At 59.5% G+C, this 17,487-nt stretch carries 16 protein-coding genes; 9 read left to right on the forward strand and 7 right to left on the reverse strand.

Features of this window, described 5'->3' with window-relative positions; all coding sequences use genetic code 11:
- The first annotated feature begins 3 nt into the window (after positions 1 to 3).
- The gene (locus AC1DWG_RS29280) at positions 4 to 831 is read left to right on the forward strand and encodes an AraC family transcriptional regulator (RefSeq protein WP_477762943.1); all 828 of its coding nucleotides are present in this window, start codon (positions 4 to 6) and stop codon (positions 829 to 831) included.
- 63 nt (positions 832 to 894) lie between these two features.
- Here AC1DWG_RS29280 and AC1DWG_RS29285 read toward each other — a convergent pair whose 3' ends face one another.
- Both AC1DWG_RS29285 and AC1DWG_RS29290 read right to left on the reverse strand, forming a co-directional pair.
- Complete coding sequence (locus AC1DWG_RS29285) at positions 895 to 1,749, reverse strand: sulfurtransferase (RefSeq protein WP_477762944.1); 855 nt, start codon at positions 1,747 to 1,749, stop codon at positions 895 to 897.
- Between the two features lie 34 nt (positions 1,750 to 1,783).
- Positions 1,784 to 2,455: a TetR/AcrR family transcriptional regulator gene (locus AC1DWG_RS29290; protein ID WP_223546881.1), complete on the reverse strand. Its 672-nt coding sequence runs from the start codon at positions 2,453 to 2,455 to the stop codon at positions 1,784 to 1,786.
- Between the two features lie 145 nt (positions 2,456 to 2,600).
- On the opposite strand from AC1DWG_RS29290, the gene AC1DWG_RS29295 reads away from it, so the two are divergent.
- From AC1DWG_RS29295 to AC1DWG_RS29315, 5 genes are all read left to right on the forward strand, one after another.
- Positions 2,601 to 4,031, forward strand: coding sequence for a coniferyl aldehyde dehydrogenase (locus tag AC1DWG_RS29295; RefSeq protein ID WP_477788708.1), 1,431 nt, complete (start codon positions 2,601 to 2,603; stop codon positions 4,029 to 4,031).
- Positions 4,032 to 4,058: 27 nt separating this feature from the next.
- Complete coding sequence (locus AC1DWG_RS29300) at positions 4,059 to 4,604, forward strand: twin-arginine translocation pathway signal protein (protein ID WP_477762946.1); 546 nt, start codon at positions 4,059 to 4,061, stop codon at positions 4,602 to 4,604.
- A gap of 78 nt (positions 4,605 to 4,682) precedes the next feature.
- Positions 4,683 to 6,278 (forward strand): GMC family oxidoreductase, encoded by a 1,596-nt coding sequence (locus tag AC1DWG_RS29305; RefSeq protein ID WP_477762947.1) that lies wholly within the window; start codon positions 4,683 to 4,685, stop codon positions 6,276 to 6,278.
- Between the two features lie 115 nt (positions 6,279 to 6,393).
- On the forward strand, positions 6,394 to 6,873 hold the full coding sequence (gene coaD / locus AC1DWG_RS29310) for a pantetheine-phosphate adenylyltransferase (protein WP_223455913.1): 480 nt from the start codon (positions 6,394 to 6,396) through the stop codon (positions 6,871 to 6,873).
- A 163-nt stretch (positions 6,874 to 7,036) separates the two neighbouring features.
- Positions 7,037 to 7,288: a YfhL family 4Fe-4S dicluster ferredoxin gene (locus AC1DWG_RS29315; protein WP_003195146.1), complete on the forward strand. Its 252-nt coding sequence runs from the start codon at positions 7,037 to 7,039 to the stop codon at positions 7,286 to 7,288.
- Positions 7,289 to 7,382: 94 nt separating this feature from the next.
- On the opposite strand, the gene mutM is transcribed toward AC1DWG_RS29315, so the two are convergent.
- Together mutM and AC1DWG_RS29325 are read right to left on the reverse strand one after the other, a co-directional pair.
- Positions 7,383 to 8,195, reverse strand: a complete 813-nt coding sequence (mutM, locus tag AC1DWG_RS29320; protein ID WP_015097228.1) for a bifunctional DNA-formamidopyrimidine glycosylase/DNA-(apurinic or apyrimidinic site) lyase — start codon at positions 8,193 to 8,195, stop codon at positions 7,383 to 7,385.
- A 42-nt stretch (positions 8,196 to 8,237) separates the two neighbouring features.
- Positions 8,238 to 9,107 (reverse strand): HDOD domain-containing protein, encoded by an 870-nt coding sequence (locus tag AC1DWG_RS29325; RefSeq protein ID WP_477762948.1) that lies wholly within the window; start codon positions 9,105 to 9,107, stop codon positions 8,238 to 8,240.
- Positions 9,108 to 9,260: 153 nt separating this feature from the next.
- Here AC1DWG_RS29325 and AC1DWG_RS29330 point away from each other — a divergent pair, with 153 nt between their 5' ends.
- From AC1DWG_RS29330 to ilvD, 3 genes are all read left to right on the forward strand, one after another.
- On the forward strand, positions 9,261 to 10,457 hold the full coding sequence (locus tag AC1DWG_RS29330) for a class I SAM-dependent rRNA methyltransferase (RefSeq protein ID WP_046039197.1): 1,197 nt from the start codon (positions 9,261 to 9,263) through the stop codon (positions 10,455 to 10,457).
- A 134-nt stretch (positions 10,458 to 10,591) separates the two neighbouring features.
- Positions 10,592 to 11,800, forward strand: a complete 1,209-nt coding sequence (locus tag AC1DWG_RS29335) for an MFS transporter (protein WP_477762949.1) — start codon at positions 10,592 to 10,594, stop codon at positions 11,798 to 11,800.
- Positions 11,801 to 12,041: 241 nt separating this feature from the next.
- Complete coding sequence (ilvD, locus tag AC1DWG_RS29340; RefSeq protein WP_046818369.1) at positions 12,042 to 13,883, forward strand: dihydroxy-acid dehydratase; 1,842 nt, start codon at positions 12,042 to 12,044, stop codon at positions 13,881 to 13,883.
- Positions 13,884 to 14,475: 592 nt separating this feature from the next.
- On the opposite strand, the gene AC1DWG_RS29345 is transcribed toward ilvD, so the two are convergent.
- From AC1DWG_RS29345 to AC1DWG_RS29355, 3 genes are all read right to left on the reverse strand, one after another.
- A complete protein-coding gene (locus AC1DWG_RS29345) occupies positions 14,476 to 15,093 on the reverse strand; it encodes a hypothetical protein (RefSeq protein ID WP_477762950.1) in 618 nt (205 codons plus the stop codon).
- Positions 15,090 to 16,544 (reverse strand): PAAR domain-containing protein, encoded by a 1,455-nt coding sequence (locus AC1DWG_RS29350; protein WP_477762951.1) that lies wholly within the window; start codon positions 16,542 to 16,544, stop codon positions 15,090 to 15,092. Before AC1DWG_RS29350 ends, AC1DWG_RS29345 begins: the two co-directional genes overlap by 4 nt.
- Positions 16,545 to 16,730: 186 nt before the next feature.
- Positions 16,731 to 17,018, reverse strand: coding sequence for a DUF6124 family protein (locus tag AC1DWG_RS29355; RefSeq protein WP_477762952.1), 288 nt, complete (start codon positions 17,016 to 17,018; stop codon positions 16,731 to 16,733).
- Positions 17,019 to 17,487: the final 469 nt, after the last annotated feature.

Below are 17,487 nucleotides of genomic sequence, written 5' to 3' on the forward strand. Positions count from 1 at the left end.
GCCATGGTCAGCGATCAGGGCGAGTCGATTCATTTCTGGCAAACCGCGCCACTGGCCGGGGTCGAATTATTGTCCGCCCGCTACATCGATCATCGTTTCGCGCCCCATGTGCATGACGGCTATGTGATCGGCATGATCATGGCCGGCGCCCAGCGTTATCGTTATCGCGGTGCCGAACACTTGGCGGGCAGCGGCACGCTGGTGCTGATCAACCCCGATGAATTGCACACCGGCCATAAAGGTACCGAGGATGGCTGGCTTTACCGGGCGTTTTATCCGGACAGCGGACAGATAACCTCGCTGCTGGCCGAACTCGAATTGCCAACCCACCACTTGCCGGCCTTCGGTGCCACACTGTATCGCGATCAGGATCTGGTGAACGGTTTCTGCCAACTCCACCGCCTGCTGGAAAGCCCCGCCACGGCATTGCAGCAACAAACGGTCTGGCGCGAACTGGTGCTGTCGCTGTTGCAGCGTCATGCGGCGGTGCCCGATGCCGGCAAACCCGGCAAGGAACACCGGGCTGTGAGCCTGGCCAAGGAATTGCTGCAGGCGCAACTGGTAGCACCGCCCTCACTGGAGGCGCTGGCGGCGGCGGTCAATCTCTCGCCATTCCATTTCGCCCGAGTGTTCCGCCGCGCCACCGGCATGCCGCCGCACACCTGGCTGATGCAACAGCGCATCGCCCGGGCGCGGACGTTGCTGCAACGTGGTTGTTTACCGCTGGAGGTCGCAATGCAACTTGGGTTTGCCGACCAGAGCCATCTGAGCCGGCAGTTCAAGCAAGTGTATGGGGTTGGGCCGGGGGCGTATCGCACAGCCCGGCTTTAGACACAAAAAGATCGTCCGAAGGCTCGGGCCGCGTTCGGACGATCTTTTGATTTTTCTTTTGTCTCATTCGCCAGTGGCAATGCCCCGCGCAGGCTCGTTGATCCATTCGCTCCACGACCCGGCATACAACGAACCCAACGGATAACCGGCCAGGCACAACGCAAACAGGTTGTGGCACGCCGTCACGCCGGAGCCGCAGTACGCCACCAAATCGGTCGGCGAACGATCACCCAGTTTCGCAGCGAAACGCTGCCTGAGCTGATCGGCCGGCAGGAAGCGCCCGTCACTGCCCAGGTTGTCGGTAAACGCCGCACACTGGGCGCCGGGAATGTGCCCGGCCACCGGATCGATCGGCTCCACTTCACCCTTGAAACGCGGCAGTGCGCGGGCATCGAGCAGGGTCAGTTCCGGCCGGGCGAGGCGCTTTTGCAACTGCTCGGCACTGATCAGCAACGCCGTGTCAGGACTGCCGGTGAAGGAACCACGGGTGATCGCCGGCGTATCCAGGCTCAACGGCAACCCCGCCGCATGCCAGGCCTTGAGCCCGCCATCGAGGATGAATACGCCATCGCGCTTGCCCAGCCATGCCAGCAACCACCAGGCCCGCGCCGCATAGGCACCCGGACCGTCGTCATACAGAACCACTTCGCTGTCGGCGTTGATACCCCAGGCTTGCAGGCGCTCGATCAGTTGCGCCGGTTCGGGTAACGGATGACGTCCGGTCACACCCTTGACCACAGCGCCACTCAGATCACGCTCAAGGTCGGCATAGCTCGAACCGACAATGTGCCCTTCGGCATAGCTGCGCTGACCGTAATCCGGGTCTTCGAGGGCAAAACGACAATCCAGAATCACCAGCCCCGGCTGATCCTTTTTCAGGTCCAGTGCTTGCGGGGTGATCAGTTGCGCAATGGGCATAACAGGCTCCTGTGATTTTTATCGGACTTCGATCCTACGACACTTCCTCAAGCGCCTGGGCCAGGGGCACGTAAAACTCTTCGAACAAGGCGTTGACCGCATCGCGGGCCTCATCCGTGACGAACCCGGCCTCCAGCACCAGCACCTGATACACCCCGCGTTTAATGGCCTGCTCGCTGAGGTGGCTGGAATTCTCCCGCGTGGTGCACAGGAAGCGCACCCAGGACGTGAGGATGATCCAGGCATTGAGGGTCAGGGATTCGATCTGCACCTTGTCCATCTTCAGGATGCCGGCGGCGACAAAACCTTCGTAGATCGCCGAACCCTGGATCAGGCAGCGCTGGGAGAAGCGTCGATAGCGGTCGGCCAGGTCCGGATCGCTGTCGAGCAAATGTTCGAGATCGCGATGCAGAAACCGGTAACGCCACATCGCCGCCAGCAGCTCCTTGAGGTAGAAGCGTTTGTCTTCCACCGTGGCAGCACGGCCCTGGGGCGGGCGCAGGAAGCTGTCCACCAGGCTTTCGTACTCGCTGAACAGCACAGCGATGATCGCCTGCTTGTTAGGGAAGTGGTAGTACAGGTTGCCCGGGGAAATTTCCATGTGGGCAGCAATGTGGTTGGTACTGATGCTGCGCTCGCCCTGTTGATTGAACAGCTCCAGGCTGTTCTGCACGATGCGCTCGCTGGTTTTGATCCGTGGGGCCATGGCTTGAGCTTTAATTCAGAGTGCGTTGACGGGCATCTTAGATCTATCCGCGAGCGGATAAAACAAAGCTGTTTCAGGATGTCATTTGACTTTTTAGAGCATAGACTCTAAAAAATGCCTCATTACAATAAATCCGGAGCCGACCATGACTGCTGAAATTTCCTACCTGCAGAAACTACAGCAGCCGCTGGAAGAGCTTCAGGCCCTGTTCGACGCCCAGCGTGCCGCCTACGCCGCCAACCCGATGCCACCCGCCGCGCAGCGCCAACAATGGCTCAAGGCGCTGAAGGATTTGTTGAACAAGGAACGCCAGGCCCTGATCGATGCGATCAGCCAGGACTTCAGCCATCGCAGCGCCGATGAAACCCTGCTCGCCGAACTGATGCCCAGCCTGCACGGCATCCATTACGCCAGCAAACACCTCAAAGGCTGGATGAAAGCGTCGCGGCGCAAGGTCGGTGCCGCCTTCCAGCCGGCTTCGGCCAAAGTCGTTTACCAACCGCTGGGCGTGGTCGGGGTCATCGTGCCGTGGAACTACCCGCTGTACCTGGCCATCGGCCCGCTGGTCGGCGCGCTGTCGGCGGGCAATCGGGTGATGCTCAAGCTCAGTGAGTCGACCCCCGCGACCGGCCTGCTGATGAAGCAACTGCTGGCGCGAATCTTCCCCGAAGACCTGGTTTGCGTGGTCCTGGGCGAGGCTGATATGGGCGTGGCGTTTTCACGCCTGCCGTTCGATCACCTGCTGTTCACCGGCGCCACCAGCATCGGCAAACACATCATGCGCGCCGCCGCGGAAAACCTGACCCCGGTAACCCTGGAACTGGGCGGCAAGTCCCCGGCCATTGTTTCCCGTGACGTGCCGCTCAAGGACGCCGCCGAGCGCATCGCCTTCGGCAAAACCTTGAACGCCGGCCAGACCTGCGTGGCCCCTGACTACGTACTGGTGCCGGAGGATCGCGTCGGAGGTTTCGTCGAAGCCTATCGCACAGCCGTCCGCGGGTTTTATCCGACGCTGGCCGACAACCCGGACTACACCGCGATCATCAATGAGCGACAACTGGCGCGCCTAAACGGCTACGTCAGCGATGCCACCAGCAAGGGTGCGTTGCTGATGCCGCTGTTCGACCAGAGCCAGGGCCGACGCATGAGCCATAGCCTGCTGCTCAATGTCACCGACGAGATGACGGTGATGCAGGACGAAATCTTCGGGCCGCTGCTGCCGATCGTGCCGTACAAGGATCTGGACCAGGCATTTGCCTACATCAACCAGCGCCCTCGCCCACTGGCGCTGTATTACTTCGGCTACGACAAGCGCGAACAACAGCGCGTTCTGCACGAAACACATTCCGGTGGCGTGTGCCTGAACGACACGCTGCTGCACGTCGCCCAGGACGACATGCCGTTCGGCGGTATCGGTGCCTCGGGCATGGGTCATTATCATGGCCATGAAGGGTTCCTGACCTTCAGCAAGGCCAAGGGCGTGCTGATCAAGCAGCGCTTCAACGCGGCGAAACTGATTTACCCGCCGTATGGCAAATCGATCCAGAAGCTGATCCAGAAGCTGTTCATCCGCTAACGATCTCACCGTCGGGTAATAACAATAATGAACCCCAGCCTGTCCGATACACCCGCGCTGTCACGGCGCGGGCTACTTAAATTCAGCCTCGGCGCCACAGCATTCCTCGCCACCGCCGGGCTCGGAGCCAGCCTCAGCGGTTGCTCGTCGAGCGTCCCGGCCAATGGTTTCGTCACGTTACGCAGCGGCGACCTGCTGTTTTTGCGGGCGTTGATACCGGTCATGCTCGAAGGTGCCGTGACCGCCGAACGGATGCCCGAGGCTGTCGAGGGCACACTGAAAAGCCTGGATTACAACCTCGCTCACTTGTCACCGGAAATGCTCAAGCTGACCAGGCAACTGTTCGATGTACTGGGCATGGCCGTGACCCGCGGACCGCTGACCGGGATCTGGGGCAGCTGGGAAAACGCCAGCGCCGATGATACCCGGCAGTTTCTGGACCGCTGGGAAAACAGCTCGTTGAGCCTGCTGCGCATGGGCCACAGTTCCCTGCTGCAACTGGTGATGATGGCCTGGTACGGCCGCAAGGAATCGTGGGCGCATTGCGGGTATCCCGGGCCGCCAACAGTCTGAAATCGAGTCGCCCCTATCGCGAGCAGGCTCGCTCCCACACTTGACCGTGTACCCCGATAATAAAAAGAGAACCCGAAGATGCCCGTACCTGATCCGTTCCGCGAAGGCATGGCCCGAGGCTGGAAAACCTACAACGGCTCGCAACTGACCCAGGACCTGACACTCGAAGCGGACGTGGCGATCATCGGCAGCGGAGCCGGTGGCGGCACCACCGCCGAAATTCTCAGCGCGGCCGGCTACAAAGTGCTGCTGATCGAAGAAGGCCCACTCAAGACCAGCAGCGACTTCAAGTTGCTCGAAGACCAGGCCTACAGCAGCCTCTATCAGGAAGGCATCGGCCGCATGAGCAAAGACGGCGCGATCACCATCCTCCAGGGCCGGGCGGTGGGCGGCACCACGCTGATCAACTGGACCTCCAGTTTCCGCACTCCGGAGCCGACCCTGGAACACTGGGCCAAAGAGCACAACGTCAAGGGCCACAGCCCGGCGGAAATGGCGCCGTGGTTCGAAAAAATGGAGCAACGCCTCGGTGTCGCGCCGTGGATGGTGCCCCCCAACGCCAACAACGATGTAATCCGCAAGGGCTGCGAAGCACTGAATTACTCATGGCACGTCATCCCGCGCAACGTTCGCGGCTGCTGGAACCTCGGCTACTGCGGCATGGGCTGCCCGACCAACGCCAAGCAATCGATGATGGTCACCACCATTCCGGCGACCCTGGAAAAAGGCGGTGAACTGCTTTACCTGGCCCGCGCCGAAAAACTCACGATCAGCAGTGACAAGGTCACCGGCCTGCAATGTTCTGCGATGGATGAACACTGCGTCGCACCGACCGGGCGCACCATCACGGTCAAGGCGCGGCATTTCGTGCTGTCCGGTGGCGGCATCAACAGCCCGGCCTTGCTGATGCGCTCCGGGGCACCCGACCCGCACAAGCGCCTGGGGAAACGCACCTTCCTGCACCCGGTGAACATGTCCGCCGCGCTGTTCGACGAAGTGGTCAACCCGTTCTACGGCGCGCCGCAGTCGATTTACTCCGACCATTTCCAATGGCAGGACGGCACCACCGGCAAGATGTCCTTCAAACTGGAAGTCCCACCCCTGCACCCGGCGCTGGCCACGACGTTGCTCGGTGGTTTCGGCCAGGAAAACTCGCAGCACATGGCCAATCTGCCGCATACCCACGCCATGCTGGCGTTACTGCGGGACGGTTTTCACCCGGACAGCCCCGGTGGCAGCGTCGAATTGCGCAGCGATGACACACCGGTGCTGGATTATCAGCTCTCGCCTTACGCCTGGGATGGATTGCGCCGGGCGTTCCATACCATGGCCGAGATCCAGTTTGCCGGTGGCGCCAAGGCAATCATGCCGATGCACGCCGATGCCAGTTACGTGAAGACACTCGCCGAAGCCCGCACGCTGATCGATGGCCTGAGCCTGGAGTTGTATCGCACACGCCTGGGCAGTGCCCATGTGATGGGCGGTTGCGCCATGGGTGAAGACCCGACAAACGCGGTGACCGACAGCCTCGGCCGGCATCATCAACTGGGCAATCTGTCGATCCACGACGGCTCGCTGTTCCCCACCAGCATTGGCGCCAATCCGCAGCTGTCGGTCTATGGACTGACGGCGCAACTGGCGACATCCCTGGCCGAACGTTTAAAAAATCCATGAAAATGACGATAATTCCTATCGTCTATAGTGCTTTCTTATCCAACAGGCGACTTGGCCGACCGGGAAGGCTGCGATACCATCCGACTCCCCAACGGATTCCCGCCAGGACGACGCGATGAACCGAGTGTTGTACCCAGGTACCTTCGACCCTATTACCAAGGGCCATGGCGATCTGGTCGAACGCGCCTCGCGCCTGTTCGATCACGTGATCATTGCCGTTGCCGCGAGCCCGAAGAAAAACCCGCTGTTCCCTATGGAACAACGGGTAGAACTGGCGCGCGAGGTCACTAAACACCTGCCGAACGTTGAAGTCGTTGGCTTCTCGACGCTGCTCGCGCACTTCGCCAAAGAGCAGAACGCCAACGTGTTCCTGCGTGGTTTGCGCGCGGTGTCGGACTTCGAATACGAATTCCAGCTGGCCAACATGAACCGCCAACTGGCGCCGGATGTGGAAAGCCTGTTCCTGACCCCGTCCGAGCGTTATTCGTTCATTTCCTCGACGCTGGTCCGTGAAATCGCAGCCCTGGGCGGCGATATCACCAAGTTCGTCCACCCTGTGGTGGCGGACGCCCTGACCGAACGCTTCAAGAAGTAGGAGCTGCCGCAGGCTGCGATCTTTTGATCTTGCTTTTGACCGAGAGCAGGCTTGTCACTCAGCCTGCTCTTGATCACGTCCGCGTGCACTGCGCTCTCCAATGCGGCACAATTGTGCGCATTGGTTTATTGCGCCCGGGCTTGCCGCCCCGGCTGGAGTTAGCATGTCCCTGATCATCACCGACGATTGCATCAACTGCGACGTCTGCGAACCCGAGTGCCCGAACGCCGCGATTTCCCAAGGCGAAGAGATCTACGTGATCGACCCGAACCTGTGCACCCAGTGCGTCGGCCACTACGACGAACCGCAGTGCCAGCAGGTCTGCCCGGTGGATTGCATTCCACTGGACGAAGCTCATCCGGAGACTGAAGAACAGTTGATGGAGAAGTACCGCAAGATTACCGGTAAGGCTTAAGCCATTCGGCGACTGTCAGGCCGCCTTCGCTGGCAAGCCAGCTCCTACAGATGCTCGCGAAAACCTGTAGGAGCCGGCTTGCCGGCGAAGCTCTTCAGCTCTGACAACGCGGGCAAAATACGCTGGCGCGCTGCCCGAGCTTCACTTCCCGCAGACCCGTGCCACAGACCTTGCAGTGCTCACCGCCACGGCCGTACACGAACAGTTCCTGCTGGAAATAACCAGGCTGTCCATCACCACCGATAAAGTCCCGCAACGTGGTACCGCCACGCTCGATGGCGGCCGCCAGGATGCGCTTGATCTCGATGGCCAGCTTCAAGTAACGCGCACGGGAAATGCTCTTGGCTTCGCGGCGCGGATCGATCCCGGCGGCGAACAACGCTTCGGTCGCGTAGATATTGCCCACGCCCACCACCACCGCGTTATCCATGATGAACGGCTTGACCGCCATCGAACGTCCGCGGGACTGCTGGAACAATCGTTCGCCATCGAACAGATCGGTCAGCGGCTCCGGCCCCAGGCGAATCAGCAATTCGTGATTGAGCGGGTCGAGGCTCCAGAGCATCGCGCCGAAGCGCCGCGGGTCCGTGTAACGCAGGGCCAGGCCCGACTCCAGCTCGATGTCCACATGCTCATGCTTGGCCGCCGGCAGCCCGGCCTCCACCAGACGCAAATTGCCTGACATGCCCAAATGACTGATCAAGGTACCGACTTCGGCATTGATCAGCAGGTACTTGGCGCGCCGCTCCACCAATACGATGCGCTGGCCGGATAGGCGCACATCGAGGTCCTCGGGAATCGGCCAGCGCAGGCGCCGATCACGCACGATCACCCGGCTGACACGCTGGCCTTCCAGGTACGGCGCGATGCCGCGACGGGTGGTTTCGACTTCTGGCAATTCAGGCATGGTGCTCTCGGATCAGGCGCATGGCCTGGAAAGTTCCGACACTCAGCGATGAGTGCCAAGGTCGCGGATCGTCTGCTTGAGGGTCTCGAAGTCGTAGTCCGAGAGGCCGACATAATCGAGCACCAGCGGCGCGATGCTGTTCCACTCGTGATCTTCGGTCTGATTGCCCAGTACCCGATAAGAAGCACAAATATGCTCGGCCATTTTCAGTATCGCCAGCAGGCTCTTCAGCGAACTGTTGCGCGACGACTCATCGCTGAAGATCGCCAGGGCATTGTGGTGATTGGCGATCGCCGCGCTCACGTGCTCCGGCAGACGCCAGGACTTGGCCGTGTAATACCCGACCACAGAGTGATTGGTATTGAACACCTGGTTCTCCGTATCCACCACCCGGCATTCGGCACTGGCGCTGGCATAGGCCTGCTCAAGAACGCCCATGTAGTCGGGGAAACGCTGGAGCATCAAGGGTACGCCGCAGTCGTGGAACAAGCCCAGGGCATATGCTTCGTCGCCATTTTCAACGCCGATGCGCTTGGCCAGGGTCAGGCAGGTCATCGCCACGTCCTGAGCGGTGTCCCAGAAACGGTTCAGGGTGACAATGGTGTCGTCATTCATCTCGCCCTTGATCGACTGCGCGTTGATCAGGTTGATGACCGAGCGGCTGCCCAGCAGATTTACCGCGCGCTGGATCGAGGCAATCTTGTTGCTCAGGCCGTAATACGGCGAATTGACGATCTTCAGCAGGGAACCGGAAAGACCCGGGTCCTGGGAAATCAGCTTGGCAATAACTTCCAGATCCGGGTCGGGCATGTACTGCTCCATCTGCAAATCCACCATGATTTGCGGCTGGGCCGGTACGCTGATGCCCTGCAGGGCTTGCTGGATCTGTTCGGAAGTCAGCTCTTGGGACATTTGTGCACACTCTGGGTCAGGCGGTGATTCTAACCTTTATGAAGTTGGATCCGACATACCAAATCGCAAGACAACCCCCGCCACATGTCCACTTGCAGGCCAATCCGGGGTCTCAACACGCTATACTCCCGCTCTTTTTTCCGGAGCGACGACATGTCCCTGCCTAGCCTGCGCCTCAAAGCCAACGCCGACCGTCGTCTGCGCAACGGTCACTTGTGGGTCTACAGCAACGAAATCGATGTAGCCGCTACGCCTTTGCACGGTTTCAAGGCCGGCGACCAGGCGATCCTCGAAGCCGCTGGCGGCAAGCCGCTGGGCATCGTTGCCATGAGCCCGAACAACCTGATCTGTGCGCGTGTGCTGTCGCGCGACATCAAGTTGCCGCTGGACAAATCGCTGCTGGTACACCGCCTGAACGTGGCCCTGTCCTTGCGCGATCGCCTGTTCGACAAGCCGTTCTATCGCCTGGTCTACGGCGACTCCGACCTGCTGCCGGGCCTGGTGGTCGACCGTTTCGGCGACATCCTCGTAGTACAGATCGCTTCGGCCACCATGGAAGCCCATAAAGACGACGTGATCGCGGCGCTGACCCAAGTGCTCAAGCCAAGCGGCATCCTGTTCAAGAACGACTCTGCTGCCCGTGACGCCGAAGGCCTCACCCGCTACGTCGAAACCGTATTCGGCCTGGTGCCGGAGTGGGTTGCCCTCGAAGAGAACGGCGTGAAATTCGAAGCGCCAGTCATTCAAGGCCAGAAAACCGGCTGGTTCTACGACCACCGCATGAACCGCGCACGCCTGGCGCCGTATGCCAAAGGCAAACGCGTACTGGACCTGTACAGCTACATCGGCGGCTGGGGCGTGCAGGCTGCCGCGTTCGGCGCCAGTGAAGTGTTCTGCGTCGACGCCTCGGCTTTCGCCCTCGACGGTGTCGAGCGCAACGCCGCACTGAACGGCTTCGCCGAGAAAATGACCTGCATCGAAGGCGACGTGTTCGAAGCCCTCAAAGAGCTGAAAGCCAGCGAAGAACGCTTCGACGTGATCGTGGCCGACCCGCCGGCGTTCATCAAACGCAAGAAAGACATGAAGAACGGCGAAGGCGCCTACCGCCGCCTGAACGAGCAGGCCATGCGCCTGCTCACCAAGGACGGCATCCTGGTCAGCGCATCGTGCTCAATGCACCTGCCGGAAGACGACCTGCAGAACATCCTGCTGACCAGCGCCCGCCACCTGGACCGCAATATCCAGATACTGGAACGTGGTGGCCAGGGCCCGGATCACCCGGTGCATCCGGCTATTGCCGAGACGCGGTATATCAAGAGCATTACTTGCCGGTTGTTGCCGAATAGCTGATCGTAACCTGTTGCAGGAGCGAGTCAGATCGCTCCTACAACAGTTTCAGAATAGTCCTTCGCTACTCGCATTGACTTGCCCCCCACATCAAATCAATCCTCGCCCCCCCCCTCACGGATCGAGAGCCACGTTTGATGACTCGTGCCATTCACGCCAAAGAAAAATCGTCGTTCATCCTGCTATTGATGGCGATGACGCTCCTCGCCGTTTTCCCTCTCGACGTGGTTCTGCCCTCGTTTCCCGCGCTTTCCGAGCATTTTCGTACCTCCCCCACCGATATCGCCTTGTCGGTCAGCCTCTTTGCCATCGGCCTGGCGTTTTCGCTGCTGTTGATCGGGCCGCTATCGGATATGTTCGGGCGCAAGAAGCTGTTGCTGGGAGGAATATCCCTGGCAGCAGTGGGTGCAACAGGCTGTCTGTTCGCCACTGATTTCGCCTGGTTTCTGGGTTTTCGTGTGATTCAGGCAGTGGGTTGCGGATCGTTTGCGTTGTCTCAGGCGCTGGTTCAGGATCTGTTCGCTGGCCGGGAGCTGGAGCGCCTGCGGATCTGGATGACCACCGCCGGCGGGATTTTCATCTCCAGTTCGCCGCTGATGGGCACCTGGCTGCAGTTGCATCTGGGCTGGCAGGGCAGTTTTTATGTATTCATCAGCCTGGCGATCATCGTCTGGTTGAGATCCTGGTTCCTGTTAAGGGAGAGCCGCAGCAGCGAGCGCGCGCCACGGCGATTTTTCGGCGCTTATTGGTTGCTCCTTTCAGATATCCGCTTTACCGGTTACTGGCTGATTTCCGCCCTCGCCTTCGCCTGCCATTTCTCGTTTCTCGTCATCTCACCAATCATCTTCATGGAGCACCTGAACCTTTCCGCCTACCAGTTCGCCTGGGCGTTGTTGTTATATGGTGCGGCCTATGTGGTCGGCGGGGTTGTTGCCAGCATCTTGCATCGCTATCTGGAAGGTGGCACGCAAATCATCATCGGCCTGGGTCTGATCGCCCTATCGGGGCTGGTGATGCTGTGGCTGGCCTGGCAGTTCGGCCTGTCGGCTGCCACTGTACTGATCCCCATGCTGATCTGTACCGCTGGCACCACCGTTTCCCGGCCCATCGCCAACTCCAGAGCGATGAGTCTTTACCCGCAACACGCCGGCACCTCGACCTCTGCCGGCAGTCTGATGATTTTCATGTGTGGCGGCCTGATTAGCGCCGTGATCAATCTGGCCAGCGAACACCTGACCACCGCGCTGGGCTTGTGCTTTTTGACCCTGAGCGCGGTAGGGCTGGGATTGAACGCTTTGATCAGTCGACGGGCGCTGTGCAGTGGGAAAATAACCACGACGGTGTAGGCCGCACGTCTCGTTAGGGCTGTCTGCACGCTCGCAACCATTCCCTCCAGCCGCCAGCCGTGTAGAATCGCGAACATTCATCGCCAGTCATCCCCGGCGGGTTTATGAGCTGAAGCTGAAGCGCGCGGCGATCCCGCAAAGTTATCGGCAACTTCCGGACACGCGGCCATTTCTGAGTGTTCCAGACGTCAATAGAAGCTCACTTCCCATTTGATACCTGATTAGCCGCCCGGAGTGCTTCATGCCTGATTACCGCTCGAAAACATCCACCCACGGCCGCAACATGGCCGGTGCCCGCGCACTGTGGCGCGCCACGGGGATGAAAGATGACGACTTCAAGAAGCCGATCATCGCCATTGCCAACTCCTTCACCCAGTTCGTACCGGGCCACGTGCACCTCAAAGACTTGGGCCAACTGGTCGCCCGCGAGATCGAACGCGCTGGCGGCGTGGCGAAGGAATTCAACACCATCGCTGTCGATGACGGCATCGCCATGGGCCACGACGGCATGCTCTATTCGCTGCCGAGCCGCGAGATCATCGCCGACTCCGTCGAGTACATGGTCAACGCCCACTGCGCCGATGCGATCGTGTGCATTTCCAACTGCGACAAGATCACCCCTGGCATGCTGATGGCGTCCCTGCGCCTGAACATTCCGGTGATCTTCGTCTCCGGCGGCCCGATGGAAGCCGGCAAGACCAAACTCGCTTCCCACGGCCTCGACCTGGTTGACGCCATGGTGATCGCCGCCGACTCCAGCGCTTCTGACGAGAAAGTCGCCGAGTACGAGCGCAGCGCCTGCCCGACCTGCGGTTCGTGCTCCGGCATGTTCACCGCCAACTCGATGAACTGCCTGGTCGAAGCACTGGGCCTGGCATTGCCGGGCAACGGTTCGACCCTGGCCACCCACAGCGACCGCGAACAGCTGTTCCTGCAGGCCGGCCGCACCATTGTCGAGCTGTGCAAGCGCTACTACGGCGAGAACGACGAGTCGGTATTGCCGCGCAACATCGCCAACTTCCAGGCGTTCGAAAACGCCATGACCCTGGACATCGCCATGGGCGGTTCCACCAACACCATCCTGCACTTGCTGGCCGCAGCCCAGGAAGCCGAGATCGATTTCGACCTGCGCGACATCGACCGTCTGTCCCGTCACGTACCGCAACTGTGCAAGGTCGCGCCGAACATCCAGAAGTACCACATGGAAGACGTGCACCGCGCCGGCGGCATCTTCAGCATCCTCGGTTCGCTGGCCCGTGGTGGTTTGCTGCACACCCAGCTGCCGACCGTGCACAGCCGCAGCATGGAAGAAGCCATCGCCAAGTGGGACATCACCCAGACCACCGACGAAGCCGTGCACCACTTCTTCAAGGCCGGTCCGGCGGGCATTCCAACGCAAACCGCATTCAGCCAGTCGACCCGTTGGGACACCCTGGACGACGACCGTGAAAACGGCTGCATCCGCAGTGTCGAGCACGCTTACTCGCAAGAAGGCGGCCTGGCCGTGCTCTACGGCAACATCGCCCTGGACGGCTGCGTGGTGAAAACCGCTGGCGTCGACGAGTCGATCCACGTGTTCGAAGGCAACGCCAAGATCTTCGAAAGCCAGGACAGCGCCGTACGCGGCATCCTCGCCGATGAAGTGAAGGAAGGCGACATCGTCATCATTCGCTACGAAGGCCCGAAAGGCGGCCCGGGCATGCAGGAAATGCTCTACCCGACTTCGTACCTGAAATCCAAAGGCCTGGGCAAAGCCTGCGCCCTGCTCACCGACGGCCGTTTCTCCGGCGGCACCTCGGGCCTGTCCATCGGCCACGCTTCGCCTGAAGCGGCTGCTGGCGGCGCGATCGGCCTGGTGCAGGACGGCGACAAAGTGCTGATCGACATTCCGAACCGCTCGATCAACCTGTTGGTCAGCGACGAAGAACTGGCTGCACGCCGGGTCGAACAAGACAAGAAAGGCTGGAAACCGGTGGAAGTGCGTCCACGCAAAGTGACCACCGCGTTGAAAGCCTACGCCCTGCTGGCGACCAGCGCCGACAAGGGTGCGGTGCGTAACAAGGCGATGCTTGACGGGCTGTAAGCGTTAACCGTCGAACATGAAAATGCCCCGCCCAGTGCGGGGCATTTTGTTTGCGTAACGCCTACTTAATGCCTCTAACTTCCCATCATATCCCCGAAGGTATATTCAGAACCGAGTCAAAAGCAAAGTTCGTCACTCGTTTGAGCTAGGCATCCGCAAAACTTGTCCCAGATAGAGCAGCGCCAATAGTGCAGGACCAAACATTGCCGCGTTAAACCAAATCTTGCTGCTGGGTTGGGATAGTGAGGCTAGTAGCAGAGGTGATATAACTATCAGCCCCATTATTAACATTACCGATATAACGCGCCTGCGGCATGACCCAGTATTTTTTGGCCTATTTAGCGCCGCAAGACCAAGCCCAGCGGTCCCCGACCATGCGAGTGCGCCGATTAATATGCCAAAGACTTCACCAAACATCATAAAGATCGAGCTTAGCAGGGCCAATCCAAAAGCAGGCAGGACACCTCCGACTAGATACATAACTGACCAAAGAATGCGTACCACCATGCCTATTTACTCCATTAAAACAATTCTTACGCTGCTTAAACTCTCGGTCTGATGAGGACCTTACTAATATCTTCGACTTATGAAGTCAGGGATTTACCCACGGCTTGGCAACTTGTAGCTTGATGAGATAGCGTTCTTCTGTGGGACGCTTATCGTCTCTGAAGCGATTGACCACCAGCATCACTTGATACTGATTCCCCGCTTGCCAAGTAGAGGTCCCACCTTTGTTCACGTCTCGCAATCGAGCTCGCCATTCGGGAGTGTCCGCAAATGGTGGATCGTCGTTGACCCGAATGGGTATCCAGCCACCGTGGCGCCACTGCTTCTGCAGGTTAAGAACTATTTCAAGCGTCTCATCGAGTAACAGCGGCTCGATTTGCGGGGACATGCGGACACTTCTGACTAACCCATCACGATCGAAACTAACCGTGAAAAAACGAGCTAATGGGGTCACGAATCCGAATTGATCGTCAATAAAACGTAGGCGCGCGTCAGACTTGGGTGTACTGAACCAGGAGTACCCAGGAAAAGCCGGATCGATGGCCGCGCTGGAGCGCATGCGCATGGCTTCCCAAGGTTCGCCGATCACTAGCGCAATTTCCGAGTCATCCGATAGCGCTCGCATCACCGCCATTGCCAGCAGAGCCGCGACTGCAATGGTCAAAACCTTTCGTCGCCACTTCATGCGCCGCAGCAGACTCATCGCACCCCCCGTCCTGCGGCAATGTCCCGAATCGCCTGTTCGATCAGATGACGATCAGAGCGTCGTAGTAACTCATCAAATTGCGTCGCTGCCTTGAGTACGAAGGGCATGCGCTGATGGATATCGGCCAGGTTGGCAAAGCGATCATTGCTGAAGCCCACGGTGCGCCCGTCTTCGCTGGGATGGCACTGGCTGGCCAGAGTCAGCTCGACCGCTGCCGCAGCACCGGAGGGGAGATTCGTGACAAAGGAGAATTGGTTGCCTAGTAGCAAACTTACGAATTGCACGTTGCTGTACATCGCTGGCTGCAGGATGTTCTTCTGCTCATGTTCGGCAAGAAACACAACACTTTCGGTAATGTTGCCAGCCTCAATGGCCGCGAAGGCTTGCACTATTTCCTCATGGTAAGTGCCAAACTCCAATATTTCCTGTTCAATCGGCCACAGCACAGGTTGTTGTACATTCCCAAATATGTCTTTTCGTGAAGGGAGGCATGTCTTGAGCGACCACAAGCCCCGCTCCTTGTAAAAAGCATGCAGCGGAAATACATCCAGAAACAGCGTGGTATTGCCCAGCGCCAACATGTCGTGCACGTACTGGAGTTGCTTCTGCACGTACGACAATGATTCGCTGTCGTTACGCAGGTCAACGCCCGGTATCGGGTTATTGCTTCGGGTTAGCTCGTAGTCGCGCTGCGACTGTTTGTCAGTCTTGCCGAACAATTCAATCCCAAAGAATTTCCAGCGACGCTGGGCGCTGTCGACCATACGCTTTCCTGCCTCGTATTCATTCTGAATTCTCTCGACTGATTCAACCGCATGCAGCAAACCACAACCCACCTGCTTGGAGGCGAACGCCGCTAGGCCCGCCCATTGAAAACGCTGATCCTCCAGCCATAATCGGGCGTACGCCGCATTGATCTCGCGATTGCGCGCCCTTGGGTCGGCGATCAGGATGCCGCCCGGCGCCACGATGGCTTCGGCTCTTTGCTGATAGCTGCGCCAAAGGTTCTGGCAGACCTGTCCCGACTGCTCGTTGTAGCTCGTTACAGGACGACTTGGCGGCGGGGTGAAGCTGGAGGGGCGTGGCTCGGCTGTCGGTTGTCGTGCTTCGGCCGGCGTAGCGGGTTGCGCGGTGGCTCGGGCAGACGGCGCAACATTGCCGGTTTCCATCCGCTGGCTCCTGAAAGTCTGGTTGGCAATCAGCTTGGGCGGCGGGTCGCACTTGCACTTGCACAGGTCGTCGTGCAGGGCGGGCTTGCGTCCTTCCCACTCCTCCGACAGACGTGGACCGACGCAGATAATGGTCCCGGTGCTGTCGCATTCTGGGCATTTGACTTCATCGCCTTCGCGGGCCATGGCCTGGCCATTGATACTGCCGCGATGCCAGCCGCTGACGACGGTTCCCTTGACGGTGGTTTTGGCCCCGACGGTGATGTAGTAGCGCCTCATGCGAAATATGTCCTTGTCAGATCGAAAGGACGCACGCTAGAAGAGGCGAAGTGGAGGATAAATCAGACGTTTCCTTGATTGATGTAAGTCAATTCTGAAATGAGACTGGATATGGACATCGGTGTACTCGCGATAACCGTCGAATATGAAAATGCCCCGCCAAGTGCGGGGCATTTTTTGTCCGCGCTATTCCTGCGGGTCGAGGTTATCCAACGCCTGATTCACCGCCAGCTCGCCCAACATGATCACCTGCGCAATCCCCAGCATCGTGCTGCGTTGCGAGCCTTCCAGCAGGCCGGCGAAATCGCTGGCCATCACATTGGCCGAGGCGAGGGATTCGCAGGCGTGGGCCAACAGGGTTTCGGTGTCGAGGCCGGGCGCGATCAAGAATGTTCGGCTGGGTTTGCGCGGGGTGGTGTTGATGTGGGCGGAGAGGTTGTCGGTATTTGGGGGGTCGGGGGTAATTTTGAGCATTGATGGAACTCCGGGTGAGAAAAAAGGAGCCATCACCCTCGCTACCAAACGATGGGTGGCGGCCACACGCAGGTTGGTAGACCGGTCACCAGGAACCCGGCGCGTCCGAAGATGCCCTGCGCATGGCCACCATATGAGCAGAGACAGAAACGAACCCTGCAAAGGGTGGCGCAATGCGCCGAGGTGAACACGGGCTACCAAACCCGATCACTGATGTTCAGTGACGCGGAAACGATAGAAGCCGCCCCCCAGGCGCACAAGCCGGCGGATTCTGGCGTAGTCGTAGTCCCTTACGCAAGAATGCGTAGGTTGCGACTGTCAGGAGATGTCGTTCTGGCAGGGTCTTTGATTGCACCGACCAGCCTCATCGCGAGCAGGCTTGCTCCCACAGAATGAAATGCATGACGTCGGGCATTTGCGCCGATCTCCTGTAGGAGCTGCCGAAGGCTGCGATCTTTTGATTTTGAAG

Source organism: Pseudomonas sp. P4_B3 (genome assembly GCF_056402295.1).